5 protein-coding genes and 2 pseudogenes are annotated in these 12,126 nt (G+C 39.2%); 4 read left to right on the top strand and 3 right to left on the bottom strand.

Going from position 1 to position 12,126, the window contains the following annotated elements:
- Positions 1-17: 17 nt before the first annotated feature.
- Positions 18-1,067, bottom strand: coding sequence for a transposase (locus E0496_RS03485; protein WP_241674552.1), 1,050 nt, complete (start codon positions 1,065-1,067; stop codon positions 18-20).
- Between the two features lie 406 nt (positions 1,068-1,473).
- Here E0496_RS03485 and E0496_RS03480 point away from each other — a divergent pair, with 406 nt between their 5' ends.
- Positions 1,474-4,692, top strand: coding sequence for a reverse transcriptase domain-containing protein (locus E0496_RS03480; protein WP_141500294.1), 3,219 nt, complete (start codon positions 1,474-1,476; stop codon positions 4,690-4,692).
- A gap of 4 nt (positions 4,693-4,696) precedes the next feature.
- A complete protein-coding gene (locus E0496_RS03475; protein ID WP_141500293.1) occupies positions 4,697-5,596 on the top strand; it encodes a carbon-nitrogen hydrolase family protein in 900 nt (299 codons plus the stop codon).
- Between the two features lie 447 nt (positions 5,597-6,043).
- Here E0496_RS03475 and E0496_RS03470 read toward each other — a convergent pair whose 3' ends face one another.
- Both E0496_RS03470 and E0496_RS37120 read right to left on the bottom strand, forming a co-directional pair.
- Positions 6,044-9,127 (bottom strand): FG-GAP-like repeat-containing protein, encoded by a 3,084-nt coding sequence (locus E0496_RS03470; RefSeq protein ID WP_141500292.1) that lies wholly within the window; start codon positions 9,125-9,127, stop codon positions 6,044-6,046.
- 192 nt (positions 9,128-9,319) lie between these two features.
- A pseudogene (locus E0496_RS37120) lies at positions 9,320-9,523 on the bottom strand (FG-GAP repeat domain-containing protein); the annotation flags it as partial.
- A 279-nt stretch (positions 9,524-9,802) separates the two neighbouring features.
- On the opposite strand from E0496_RS37120, the gene E0496_RS36085 reads away from it, so the two are divergent.
- Together E0496_RS36085 and E0496_RS03460 are read left to right on the top strand one after the other, a co-directional pair.
- Positions 9,803-10,138 (top strand): hypothetical protein, encoded by a 336-nt coding sequence (locus E0496_RS36085; protein ID WP_206669702.1) that lies wholly within the window; start codon positions 9,803-9,805, stop codon positions 10,136-10,138.
- Between the two features lie 657 nt (positions 10,139-10,795).
- A pseudogene (locus tag E0496_RS03460) lies at positions 10,796-12,126 on the top strand (hypothetical protein); the annotation flags it as partial.

Here is a 12,126-nt window from a genome sequence, read left to right as displayed (position 1 = left end):
AGGCTTGTTCAGTGAGTTTACTGAAAATTCTGAATATATCTTGAAGTAGATGAGGCTCTTTTTTTAGTCAAGCATCGCGCAAGCGATGCTTGTATGGCCTGAGCTCGTTCGTAGATCAACATACCGGGTAATTCGAGTGGCGGTTCGCCGTCTTCCAGTAACAAGGCACGGACAGCGGCAACGTAACCCTTCGCCACCTGTGCTTCTGAGGGCGCGGTTTGTTCCGCCGCTGCTCCTGAACAATCAGGTGTCCCATGGTCGTTTGCCTTTGCGGCTTCCGTCTCTTTTTTCTCGGCCTGCTCGATTTTCCGTTCCACATCCCGCAATCCGCGCATGCTCTTTTTCAATTCCATTTTGAGTTTTCGATCAGCATCTACGATTGGCTTGGCGATGTCCTTCAGATAGTGATACTGGCAGTATTGATACGGCACATCCGGCAGCAGTGATTCGAAAGCTTTCCGGATGGAGACCTGCCCGTCGCTGACAATGCCTACGATGGGGTACCCCATTTCAATAATGGGATCGATGAGGGTACGCAGTTCGGCCGCAGCTCCGCTCTTCATGTTTTGAGCCGCGAGAATCGTACCGCTAAAGACTTCGCGAATGACATATAGCATCTCATTTCCCTTCTCAGGTTGGACACCGTCCATGGACAGGATAATGCCCCCATTTTCAGCTGCAGTCTCCGCTAAGCTCTGTCTGACATGATCGTCGAGGCTGGCTGCCAACAGGGTCTGGTAACGCTCATATAATGTTTGTGCATATCGTTCGTTGGTCACAACACCACGTGCATTCAGCGCATCTGCAATTTCTTTGCGCGTACGATGTTGCTTGAAACGCAAATCGCCAACGAGGCAGAGCACGTCGTATCCATAAGAAGAATGTTTCATGCAGAGCGCTTCCGCTTCTGCTGATTTGTAGGCAACGCCAGCGTGTGAACAGCTTTCATTAGGGCATGCGTAAGCCATGCTCCATGCATGAATGACTCCCGTTAGCGTTGAAATTTTCTTTTTCCATGCGTTATGGGAACGTTTAAGCTTGAATCCACAATGCGGGTAGTGTTGCATTTCGGGTCTGAATTATACTTTCGGTGCAATACCGAGTCTATTTTTGGATAGCATGAGGGACCACTCCTGATCAATTCTTTGTCCCCTATACCTTCAACAAAAGATAGGGAAATCCTGTTATATAATTGTGCCATCGTAGTTTTTTTTCGAAGAAAAACTTTCTAATGTAGAAGAACGGTGTCTGAAACTGTAAATTAGTTTTGTTAGACTTAAAATTAACGTACAGGCATTCCAAGATGGATAAGCAAGTGTTCAAGCAGTAGCTATTTATATTACACATCAAATGGATGATAATTATAGATCCAAATAATTCATAATATAGTTGTCAAAAGAGCTCTTTACAAGTAAATTCTATTTAATGATACAATATAGAAAATAAACTACATAGTACAAAAGGTGGCATGACATGAGTAGCATATTATATTCTCCTACTGAAATTCCATTACACTATTATTATTTTGGCTGGAAAAAGGCTAGAAGCTTTGTAAAACAACAGGGATTTTATGACCCTATTGAAATAAAAGAGTTTGAACTTGAACTAGAAAAAAATCTATCGGACCTTCAAGAAGAAGTTAGTTCATTATTTTACGAAATAACACCACCTGTTATCTACGGATTTCCAAAAGGGGTTAAAGATAACGAATTAAAGCTCCGACCTATGTCAAAAATAACATTTCGAGATCAAGTAGTATGGGCTACTGTTGTTTTGACTATAGGTGAATACTTTGACACAAATGATTACAGTTTAATGAAAGATGATTACGTTCCTGATGGTTTAGACTTGCAATGGATGGTCGATTGGAGCTGTAATAATCGTTTGCGACGAAAATATTACCCATCAAATGAAGAAAATTCTTACGAATTTCAAAGGTTTATGATTAACTACACACATAACGACCTTTATGAGAGTTTTCAAAGAAGTCTTCGTTTACAAAGAAAAAAACAGGAGGAGTATTTTGAACAAGTACTTAAGAAATCTCCAATTGCATTTTATGGACAAGCGGATATTACAAAATTTTATCCAAGTTTAAAAATGAATATAGTTGAGGAAGTTTTAAAAGATCGCTTAAACGAATTGAGTAACTTAGGCTTAATAGATCACGATATATGTAAAAAATGGACTAAGTTACTTGAAAGTATATGCAATATACGTTCTGATTTAAGTTATTTACTTGAGGATGAGTTTAAAAGTATTGGATTTGAAGAAATTAATAGAAATCTATCTATTGAAACATTACCGACAGGTTTGATTGCTTCTGGATTTCTGGCAAACTGTGTGTTAACAAAGTGGTTAGACCATCCGATGGATGATTACTTAAAAGAGAAAACGGATGAAGGTAGTACCACGTTTTTGACACGCTACACTGATGATATAATGATCATATCTACCAACGAAAAAGTTATCTTTGAAGGTATAAAAAAAATTAGAGATTTGATAGATTCTATTGGACTCAAATTATCAGAAGATAAAACGAAGCCCAAATTGAAAGAAGACTTAGTAAAGAGTCTGATAAAGGAAAGGGGCAGTTTAACCATTATACAAGCTAATGAATTGGTCGAACAATACTTCAAAGAAGATACAAAATGCCCGCAAATTGGGGAATATGATGCTCTCCCAAGTTCCACTGCTTTAATTGATAAACTTTCACAACTTGGTGACCAACAAGTTCGTGCAATGCGAGGTGACGAACTTGAGAAATATCTCTCAGAGTTGATGGACCTAGTCAATACCGAATTTGCAGATGCAGAAATAAGAGGTGATACTAAGTCATCTTTTGCGGCTTGGCGGATTCGTAAAGCTGCTAAGGATGCTCAGGACCGTGAAATGGGGTTGAGTCAAAACATTACAGAGACATTAAAGAGATCATATATGAAGTATCCATATAAGATGTCTCTTGTAAATTGTTATATACTTCATCTAATGGAGTTACCGTTTGATGATAGAACTGAAAATTTCATTACAGAAATGTTTAAATCAGCAAAGAAAACGGACAAAGTTACTTTACCAGGATTTTATGGAGGATACTTACGCACACATATTTTATTTGCGATTTCTGATAATTGGATGAATTTAACTGATGAAAACCGCTTAAGAATGAGAAAGATTATTTTTGAACAGGTTTCCAACTGGTATGAGGACAATGATTCTCCAACTTGGCACGAACAATACGCAATTTATTGGTTATTTACAAATAGCAAGATTCAAACTGACTTGAATTTATTTAAGATAAGTAAAATGCAAAGTGTGAATCGTGCTTATAATTTGTTTAATCTTATGAATCAACAGATTGAGTGTGGTAACGATTCTGTTCTTGTAGCTATTATGAGTCAAATATGGAAGCGTAACAGATTAAGAGGACAAAATGATGCCCTGTTATCAGATGAAGCAAGTTGGATCAAGTGGGTTTGGAGAAATTTATCCAATGTCCAAAAAACTTGGAAGTGGAAGTTGAATGGCCACGAACGCGTCTGGATTGAAATTTCGGAAGGACGAGAAAGTGAAATCACTGTATTTGGATTCCGCAGACTGCTAGAAATATCGGAATTGCAAATGACTAGTTTTTATGAAGATAATGAACTACATCAAGATGATGAGGAATCAGTAAGAATTGTACCTATCTTCAATGGTGTTACTGAAATTCTGAACCAAGCTGTCACTCTGTGGGCTAGTCAAACAGATCTGAAGTTTTCAGATCGTTTTCTAAGAGCTCTACGTTCTATCCCTGAAGAGTATCGCATTCGAAAGTATTTAACTAACCGACTAGCAAATTTAAAAGAGATTGAAAAGAAATTAATAAATAATAATAGTATTATTGGAAACAATTCAGCATTTTTAAAAAATGTACACTCTTCTTATATCCCGCTCCAAGATTGGTTGGAGATAATTAATATTGTCCCTCAACGGATAGAGACAAAAAAAATGCCAAGTGAACTATTGCCACTTACTGAAGTGGAAATAACTTCTCTGCTTATACAAATTGGAACATCATTATCACTAAACATAGAAGAAAATAAGGATGATCAAAACAATTTTGATCGTTTTAAATTTTTATTCAATATGCCAGAGTTATTGACAAAAGTAAGTTTAAACCGTATTTCGGTTAAGATTGAAGACTGGAGAAATTGGAGGCATGGACAAGGAGAGTTTGAGTTTGAATTCACTGAAAATTATGTAATTTATTCAGAGTATTATCTAAACGCATGGGCTTATACAAATACATATTTTGTAGATGATGAATACCTACTCAATTATGCTTTATCAATGCTAATGCTGAGACTAATTTCGAAAAGAAAATTCAGATCTCGGTCAACTGGGATTTCAAAACTAAGGGGTTGGAATAAAATATCTGATGTAGTTGCTCAAGCTGAGTTTCCTTCAACGGCACTCGCTGAAATAATTACTGGGTCGATGAATTATCAAAAGCCTTTTTACAATAATCTTAATTTAAAAATGGGGATCGAACTTCCACTACTTCCATTAGAAAAAGAACCAATTATGAAAGTTCAAGAGTATCTAACACGCTTAAAAGAGCATCTTGCTGTATTAAAGAAGAGATTTTTTATAGGTGATACTGGTTTACGTGAAATTCGATATATTGATATAGATAAGTTAGTGAAGGAGTAGTGGTATGAAGGAGGAACTAATTGAAAAAATAACTGTGACGATAGGGCAATCAATGCACGAACGTCATTTGCTGGAAAATCTTGATAATCTGAATGGATTTAAATTTAAAAAGCCGCAATTACAACTAGATGTTCTTGACTCTATTTTACATATTTCGGATCAAGATGGAGCCAACTTTGTGATGTTGCCTGAATTCTTTCTTCCGCGTAGATATTTATTCAGTCATATCAAGGAAAGAGCAATTCGTTATGGGAGTATTATAATGGGAGGTCTGGAATATGGTATAGATAAATATCCTTCTCCAACGGGTAATCTGCGTCTAAGAAATGAAGCCTTTATCGTTATTCCGGATAATCTTTATCATAATAATAAGAGTTTAAGTGGAAATGCGACAGTAATTACTATCCCTAAACTGAATCCTGCTCCAGAGGAAGAAAAAAATCTTGAACATCATGGGTATGATTTTGTTAGTGGGAATCGTATATATATGTTTAAAAGTAATAAATTCGGTAATTTCGCCATACTCATCTGTTTTGATTTTCTAAATCTACCTGTGCAAGCGATATTACAAAGTCAAATACAAACACTTTTTGTACTTACTTATAATAAGGACGTTAGTGGTTTCATTTCAATTGCAGACACGATGCAAAGAATGCTTTTGTGTAACGTAATAATCTGCAACACAGGGTACTATGGGGGGTCTGCAGCTTTTACACCGTTACGTGATCGCAATAAGCGACAAGTATTGCAAATAAGTGGAAATGAAATACAAGCAGCAGTTTCTGTACGACTACCGATAAATGAGGTTTGGCAAGTTCAAACAACTGGTGAAAGTAATATTGGAAGTTCAAAATATATGCAGCGCCCTCCTGATTTCGGACGACTAGTAAGAACATTTATCTGAAAATTTGGTAGTGAAACCAACCAAAGTGGGAGAGCGCTTGCATGGCATGCAAGAGGTCGGCGTTTCGATCCCGCTAGTCGTTAGTATAGCCATATTGATTTGATGCCGATTCCTCTGAGTAGGCTACGTACGGAAATTACGCGTCCTCTCGAAGAGATCATTATGAAACTATTATCGAAATGCCTTAGTAACGCTATCAGAGTGCTAAAGGTTTAACCGTCGATTTACGGCGGTGTTTCTCTTCTATAGAGGAGATGTGTGGAATTGTCCCGTTTGAGATTGCCCGTGCAGATGAGATCAACCGTTTTCAGCTATAACAAAGAGAAACTGCCCATCCCCGGCCACAGCCAGGTTTGGGCAGTTTCTCTTTGTTAGTTGAATGTCTTCAGAAGGCGTTTCGCCATCCCATTAAAAGCTAGGGGATAGTCCGTGGTTCTCAATATGTGATTACTTATTAATCAACTGTGCTTCCTGTAAGAATCTTGTTACAATGGCAGCAGTTTGTGCACGCGTTAGGTGACTTGCTGCTGTAAGCTGTTGATTGTTGCCTTGCATAATATTGTTAATGACCATAAGTGCTACGGCTTGCTTCGCCCAACCAGAAACTTGTTGTCTGTCCTCGAACGAACTTAATGCATCATTCGCTTCGGCATCCGTCACGGTCGATGCAAGCGAAGTGATCGCCATCGCTCTAGATAAGATGACAGCGGCTTCTTGCCTTGTAATCGTCTGATAAGGTCTGAACGTATGATCCTCAAAACCTTGAACAAGTTGATACGTTAAAGCCGTTTGTACAACAGATGCAAACCAATCTGTTGACTTCACATCCTGTGGCAAGTTGATTTGCTCAACTGACTTCAAGCCCAATGCTCTAACAACAATCGCGAGAAACTCTACACGAGTGATATCTTGATCAGGTTGAAAGGTTGTTGCTGTAACACCATTAACAATGAGGCGCGAAGCCATATTGTTGACATCATTTTGACTCCAATGTCCTTGCACATCAGCGAATTTCTTCGAGTTCCATATAATCGCATAGGTACTATTCGTTAAGCTATTCATTACGGCATGTAGTTTGCCGTCTTTTGTAAAGATATTTGTTGGAATGTGGGATATTGTTCCATCTTCATTTAATACAACGCCAGTTGTTATTTGAGTGGGATCGGTTAAATTCGGCAATACAATCTCAAGTGACACATAACGATCGAATTGATCAACCTTAATGGTACGATCTCCATTTGTAGCTATAATTTCAAAATTAATCGCTGAAGCAGCCAAAGTCACATTTTGGTTTGCAGCGGCAGAATCAAGCAACTTCTTACTTTCAGTAGAAGGTTTTCCCATACGAATGCTTAACTTAATATCTTCTAGCTTTACGTTATTGCCAAACTGAGACGCGATTTGATCCATCATTAGCTGTTTCGATTGGATGGTATAACTAGCATCATTGGTGTCAATTTTAATAACGGTATCTGTCTTCTCCAATGATTTAATTATTTTGCCGTTCAATTCTGTCTGGATTACATCTGATTTAGAAGTTACTGGAATAATGAGTGTTTGATTGTTTTTACCTTCCAGTACAGCAATCAATTTCTCAGTATCAAGGGATACAATCGTCGTCGATTGTCCATCTACAATAACTTCTTTTAACGTCACTATTTTATCTAGCTTTATACCATTCAATATAATGGGGTTATCTGGATTTGAGTTAACTGGTTGAGTAGGTGGTGGTCCACTTTCCGTAACTTTAGGAGCGAAGCTTTTGATAATCGTGACATTGTCGGCATAGTAGTTTGCCGTAGCTAGATCATCTTTACCATCGTTATTGAAATCGCCAGCCGCAACCGACCGAGGCATGACATCGGTGCTATAACTATTTTCCAAGCCGAAACTGCCATTGCCATCGCCGATAAATACAGATATTGACCGTAATAAAGAAGGAACTGCAATATCCAACTTCTCATCACCGTTAAAATCACCTACTGCTAGTGAAAAAACCTGGTTCGAAAATGTAGAAATCGTTTCCTCTCGAAATGTCCCCGTTTGATCACCAAAGAGAATATGAAGTGAATATTCTGACGGTCCATTAATAGCAACCGCTATATCAGCCCATCCATCATGATTAAAATCACCTGTAGCGAGCGCGCTTGGTTCGTTGATGCCCCCATATTCGTCACCAGAGGTAAACGTCCCATCCCCTTGTCCATACAAAATATATACTTTCTTTGTTCCCTTGTTAGCTATAGCCAGATCGATCTTGTCATCATCATTAAAATGACCCGAAACGATGGAATTGGGTGAGGCAATTCGATTATCAACGGGATGATCTACCATCTGATATTCCCCATTGCCGTCTCCAAGCAACACACTTAGATGGTTTGATCCTGTATGTGCTACGGCTAGATCAGGATTATGGTCTCCATTAAAATCAGCAACTGTAATTGTTCTAGCTTTAGAACCAGATGCGGTGCTAGATACAAAATTTTTGCTAATAAAAGATCCTGTTCCATCGTTTAGTAACTGTGTTATGGTATTATCTCCAGAATTAGCAATGACCAGATCTGGTTTACCATCGAGGTTAAGGTCAACTGATAAAAGTTGAACAGGCTTACTACCAACTACATAATTAATGGCGGCTGCAAACTGACCTTTTCCATTACCTCGCATGATGGACACATTATTAGAATTGTAATTTGCCGTTGCTATATCCAAATTCCCATCTCCGTCAAAGTCGAAACTTGTTACTGACGATGGTTGATTGCCACTAACATCATAATTCACGGATGCAAGTAACGTTCCGTCTCCTCTACCTAGTAGAATGGCGGAAAAATTAATATTATTACTAAACTCATCATAATTTGTAGCGATTACATCCAATGTATGATCAGAATTGAAATCAGCAATAACTACCTGAGAGTAAGAACCTTGTACAGCATATCGATCTGCGGCTTGTAAGGATAGCACGGATCCAGCACTTTTATTTAATAAAATGGATACTTGAGTTGCTTCCGAACAACCAACAGCCAAATCAAGATCACCATCACCGTCTAGATCTGCGAGAGCAAGCGAGTATGGATCATCGAGAGCAGGTACGTATGAATTTGGACAGCCAGCCTTAAATTTAACGGCAGATGTAAATGAACCTTGTCCGTCACCTTGAAGAATAGAGATTCCAGCCGATTCTCCAGTAGTAACCGCAACAATATCCGCATGACCATCCCCATTCATATCTCCAATAACAGATGATCTTGGGTTGTTCCCTATTGGATATTCTGTAGTTAACATCGACGTCAAGTTCCCATTATTAGTTAAAATAGAAACTTTCCCTTCTCTGCTATGGGTAATAATAAAATCTAAGTTGCCATCCCCGTTAATGTCACCCGCAGTAATAGAACTAGGCTCATAACCTACTCGAATCGGAATCGGCTCACTAAATGTAAGCGTCCCATCCGATTGTGGAGCTTCACCAAGTAACAAAACAATGTGATGCTCATTTGTAAGCGAGTCACGGTTAGATACAGCCAAATCCATAAACGAATCTTTGTTGAAATCCCCTATGGTTACTGAACTAGGCGTAAATGTGTTGTAGTCAACGCTATCGATATAGACACTATAGTTTACTGTGGACTTAAACTCCCCGTCTGCTTGACCTATCAGTACAGAAACCGTGCTAGAATGAATATCACTAGCTCCATCCCCACTGTTAGCTGTTACAATATCTGCGATGTTGTCCCCATTCAGATCGCCAACAGCTACATCACTGGGCTTAATACCAACCGGATAATATTTCTCCTGATAAAGACCAGAAGGGTCATTAAGTAGAATTGAAACCTGGTTCTCATACGAGTTTGCTGTTACTAGATCAGGTAGTTCATCTTTATTAAAATCACCAACAGCAGCCGCATTAGGCTGAGCGCCTAATCCGATGTTCTCTGCTCCTTCAAAGTTTGATTTGCCTAATGCGGTAGTAGGTAGAATAAGTAGAAATAAACATAAACTTAGAACAATTAATTTTAATCTCCTAAAAATAGATTTCTTTTACATAATTCTCAAAATATCCATCTCCCTTACCTATTTCGACACGTTTACTCGCGTGAATATAACATAAAAAATTCCAGTTAGTCAATATAAATCTCTTTGTAACCTGTGGTTTACAAGGACATTCAAGCAAGACACATTCGGCTAGACGTGCCGGCAGCAAGTAAAATGATTCATCATGATAGTTATAATTTTGCCAATGCCATTCCGTTTATGGTTTCCATGGTGCCCTTATTTATTTTGTCGCACTATTACATGAAATATATCGATCAAGGTGCATTAAACCTGGCTCGGAAAGTTGAAAACAAAATGATGGCATCAGCCTCAACCATAAAACCTACCGTAGATTCGCCGAATTGGGTTGTTTTTCTATGCTTTTTTTTCGACAAGTACTTTTCACTGTCCAGTAGCATTATAATTTCCGCATTGAAATTTATTGCTAAAGTTGTCCTCGGCAAGCATGCTTTGAAAGAAGTTTTTTTGCTTTTATTGATAAAAAATTGAAGGAATTTCTAGAAATTTGTCGAATAATCATTCTTGTCTACTGAAATAAGTTTATGAATCATAAAAAAACGATATAAGTTGAACTAAAGAATGATCTACTCGCGCAGCGACCAAAACGAAAACTTAAGTTCAACTTATATGTATATTTCGACTATCTGTTTTAAGAATGTTAATTTAACAATGTCTTATGTTATTAATGTTTGCTGCAGAGGTGATAGGATAATTTAACTTATCTTGTGAAGTGGGGCTGTGGTCATGCAAAACAAGTAGAACTAATAGTGAAGCTAATATTCTTTCAAGTTTTGGATGTTCAAAGTTAAGAATTATTTTAAAATTACACCTGATTATTATTTGAATTTTAGTGGAGGCAATAATATGCGGAAAAAACTCAAAAAATCTTTCGTAGTAATAATCATTTTTACAATCTTATTTGTAAGTTTTTTTAATGTAAATACAATGAATGTATTCGCCTTACCCGGAGGCAGTGGTACAGTGGATGGTACTTATGATTTTTCTGGAACTTTAGGTGATATAGACAGTAAAGGAGCAGGATTTAGATCTTTTGGTAATAAGTGGGGGGTTAGCAACGCTGTAGCGGTTTCAGGGACACAACTCTATAATACAAGTTCGGTTCTTGGAGGAGTTGCAACTACAGTATTGAAAGCAGAAGGAGGAGCTGTGAACCAAACCTTCACTTTCAAAGACTTAGGGATTAGCTCATATAGCTCTACACGTACCCTTTCTGAATTTACTGTTGTATTGAGAGATATTACGGGTACGCAAATTGGGGTAGCAAAAACATTGCCTGCCGATTATGCCCTCACTACTTCAATTACTCAAATAAGTACGATATTGAATGGCGGCGTTCCATATAGTGTGGATAACGTAGCTTCAATTACAATTACATCGAGATATTCAACCTCTGCACAAACGGACTTAAACTTCGATAATATAACGGTTTCCAATATTAGCTCAACCAGCGACATAACCGCACCAACATTATCCGGAGTGGGTACGAGTGTATTGACACCGAACACGTTAGCGGCGACAAGTAATGAGAACGGCACACTGTATTTGGTGCTAAAATCAGCAACAATAACGAATAAAACGAGCTTGGATGCGGAAGTTAGCGGAAGCAGAGGAACGAGCGTAGCAGCGACAGCAGCAAGCGCTGCGGCAATCCCGACTACAGGATTAACAGCTGGCACATATGTGGTCTATGCGGTCGATGCAGTAGGAAATGTATCTACGGCATCCGCAGACGTAGCCGTCACCAACCCAGACATAACCGCACCAACGTTATCCGGAGTGGGTACGAGTGTATTGACGCCGAACACGTTAGCGGCAACAAGCAATGAAAGCGGAACGCTGTATTTGGTGCTAAAGTCCGCTGTGATAACGAATAAAGTGAACTTGGATGCGGAAGTAAGCGGAAGCAGAGGAACGAGCGTAGCAGCGACAGCAGCAAGCGTTGCGGCAATCCCGACTACAGGCTTAACGGCTAACACGTATGTGGTCTATGCGGTCGATGCAGCAGGGAATGTATCTTCGGCATCTGCGGACGTGACACTGACGAACCCGGACATAACCGCACCAACGTTATCCGGAGTCGGTACGAGTGTATTGACACCGAATACGCTAGCAGCGACAAGTAATGAAAGCGGTACGCTGTATTTAGTGCTAAAGTCCGCTGTGATAGCGAATAAAGCGAGCTTGGATGCTGAAGTTAGCGGAAGCAGAGGAACGAGCGTAGCGGCGACAGCAGCAAGCACTGCGGCAATCCCGACCACAGGATTAACGGCTGGCATGTATGTGGTCTATGCGGTCGATGCAGCAGGGAACGTATCTACGGCATCCGCAGACGTAGTCGTCACCAACCCAGACATAACCGCACCAACATTGTCCGGAGTGGGTACGAGTGTATTGACGCCGAATACGCTAGCAGCGACAAGCAATGAGAACGGAACGCTGTATTTGGTGCTAAAGTC

The sequence above is a fragment of the Paenibacillus luteus genome (genome assembly GCF_006542765.1).
GTDB classification, from domain to species: Bacteria; Bacillota; Bacilli; order Paenibacillales; family Paenibacillaceae; genus Pristimantibacillus; species Pristimantibacillus luteus.
The sequence above is the reverse complement of the archived record's forward strand: the minus strand, read 5'-3'. Positions and strand labels throughout refer to the sequence as shown.

Coding starts and splice junctions, on each gene's coding strand:
- E0496_RS03485 (WP_241674552.1), bottom strand. CDS start 1,067: ATGCAACACTACCCGCATTGTGGATTCAAGCTTAAACGTTCCCATAAC.
- E0496_RS03480 (WP_141500294.1), top strand. CDS start 1,474: ATGAGTAGCATATTATATTCTCCTACTGAAATTCCATTACACTATTAT.
- E0496_RS03475 (WP_141500293.1), top strand. CDS start 4,697: ATGAAGGAGGAACTAATTGAAAAAATAACTGTGACGATAGGGCAATCA.
- E0496_RS03470 (WP_141500292.1), bottom strand. CDS start 9,127: ATGGATTTGGCTGTATCTAACCGTGACTCGCTTACAAATGAGCATCAC.
- E0496_RS36085 (WP_206669702.1), top strand. CDS start 9,803: ATGATTCATCATGATAGTTATAATTTTGCCAATGCCATTCCGTTTATG.